The 2,291-nt window shown below is 40.9% G+C and carries 1 protein-coding gene; it reads right to left on the bottom strand.

Annotated features, from left to right (window positions below; all coding sequences use genetic code 11):
- Positions 1-381: 381 nt before the first annotated feature.
- Positions 382-867 (bottom strand): lipopolysaccharide transport periplasmic protein LptA, encoded by a 486-nt coding sequence (lptA, locus tag BMX14_RS16270; protein ID WP_092678554.1) that lies wholly within the window; start codon positions 865-867, stop codon positions 382-384.
- Positions 868-2,291: the final 1,424 nt, after the last annotated feature.

Below are 2,291 nucleotides of genomic sequence, written 5' to 3'. Positions count from 1 at the left end.
TTGCTCTGAGGGCGTTTGAGCGGTGCGCGTAAGACTGCCTTATGTTAAATCATTAGTTATAACGGAGATCTCTTTTCCAGTGGATGTGCTTTTATATTTAAAGCTCATTATTTTTTCTTGTTTTTCTTACCCTACAAAAGGTTTTATTGTATGGGCGTAGTGTCAGACTTCTGCAATCACACTATACCGCTTACTACACTTTAGAAATTCAACTACTCAGGTGCTAGTTATCGCACTGCGATACGGGGTAGGGGGCTGACGCGTAGTAGAACGAAAACTCACGTTAAGCTTTCATTGCGTGTTGGAACGCTGACATTACCCTAGCAGTAAACTGTTAGGGTAAAAGGTTTTTGTCAGATTCAGTATGCTGACTAAGAAAAATTATTTTTTCGTCTGTGGTACCTTGTCAGGATAAATCACACTTTTTACTCTTTTACCAGGTGCCGAAGAAGCTATCATTTTTTTCGTAATGGTGTTGTATGTTATTACTGCGGCCGATAGAGTATTTCCTTTTTGCTGAACAAAAGCCTCATCTGTCAGGATGACCTCTCCTGTTTCTGGAGTATATTTAAGCTTTTTAGAGCTTCCTGAGAATGGCTTGCCGTCTTCTGTTACCCCATTGTATTTTATTGGATTTCCTGTGGCTGTTATATATGTATCGTTGGGGTTCTCACGATGATAAATAGCTTCTTCTGCATCAATATTCATATCTCCGCTTACAGCGTGTACATGGCCAAAAGCCTTAATATTTCCATTCGATAACATTAACTGATTATCCGAATCTATTGTGTAGTACTTATTTGATATAACTTCTGAGGAATTGGCAGTACCAGTAATAAAAAATAAAATAATTAAGTATCCTTTCATCTGTACCTCAAGTTCATATTTAATGATGATGTCAGGCGAAAGTTATATGCTATTTTATCTGGATTTATGTATAGGTGATAAAAAATACATCTGAATACTTTACGTTTTGGAAACAGAATGGCCACGATCAACAACCTGTTTGACCGCTTCAATTTTAAACCTTCAGGATAACGCTTACTGCTCATGTGCACCTCTCTTTAAGCCATTTTAAATGACTCTGAGGTGTCTGTTAAATCGGTGGCGATTCAGCTGCTGTAAATGCACCTATGGCTATGTAAATGCTAGGGGGGATTTGATTGAACATGGTGTAGCGACCTTTTTTAATTAAAAAAATGCCTAATGCCCCCGTGGTGGGTATATAAAAATCACGGGGAGCGTAGCGACCTTCATCTAGCTCTTTTCTTGTTTTTCTTACCCTGCAAAAGGTTTGATTGTGTGGGCGTAGTGTCAGACTTCTGCAATCACACTATACCGCTTACAACTCCTTAGAAACTCACTTTATCAGGTGCCAGTTATCGTACTGCGAGACGGGGTAGAGCCAACTTCTTTCCCGAGTTGGTTAGGATTTTATTCCCACCGTATGCCTGTTTATCCTGCCGGAGTCCGGGGCGTAGACCTGAGTGTCTAAGGTGCAGGTATGAGGTTAACGTCTTTGAATGGTTTTAAGGAAGTAGTGACAAAAGCTAGCTTCCACTGCTAGGATTAGATTGCTACGTCTGGTTCCTAGCAGTTACCTGCAAGAATTAGAGTACCTAAGCCCTGTGATTATGTCACGGGGCTTCTGTACATTTATAACCCAGAAATCAAAAACATCCCTACCGGAACACTCCTACCGCTCGCCGCAGAAGCAAACTTGTTTGCGGCGAGGAAGCGGAATTTTATAGCTCCATTGGCATTTTCTTCTGACGAACAGATCCCGAATATTCTCCGAATTTTTTTCAGCGAAATTATTTTAAATCGATTTTAAAACTGCTTTTGAATGGATTTTAACGCTTGAGGATGAAGGGATAGGACGAACACATGCAGGATAGCAACCTCTTCGCAAATTGTAATACAACGCTTCGCAGTTTGTATTACACGATGCCGAGTTGCCCTGAACTTGCAGTTGGCTTATTTAAAATCTTAAAACTGACAGTTAACGACAGGACAAGATATGTGTTTGGTACACCGCCAACACGATCTAGTCGTCAGGATTGCATCCCGACACCCTGCCAACGCCTCACAGACAAATAAAAAATTTATTTGCCCGTTCACCGTTTTCGATGGGGTGATCGGACAGTGTTTTATGGGGTTGGGTATCAAATCACCCTGAAATCAGTTGCTACTCAGTTGGACGCATAACGATTCATGGTGTCAGAATTCATCTAAGCCATTTTGAGTCGTTTTGAGGGGGTAAGTCGTAGGATTTTATGGATTACGCCCCA

The organism is Rosenbergiella nectarea (assembly GCF_900111105.1).
GTDB classification, from domain to species: domain Bacteria; phylum Pseudomonadota; class Gammaproteobacteria; order Enterobacterales; family Enterobacteriaceae; genus Rosenbergiella; species Rosenbergiella nectarea.
This window is presented reverse-complemented; position numbering and strand designations above follow the sequence as displayed.

Coding starts and splice junctions, on each gene's coding strand:
- lptA (WP_092678554.1), bottom strand. CDS start 867: ATGAAAGGATACTTAATTATTTTATTTTTTATTACTGGTACTGCCAAT.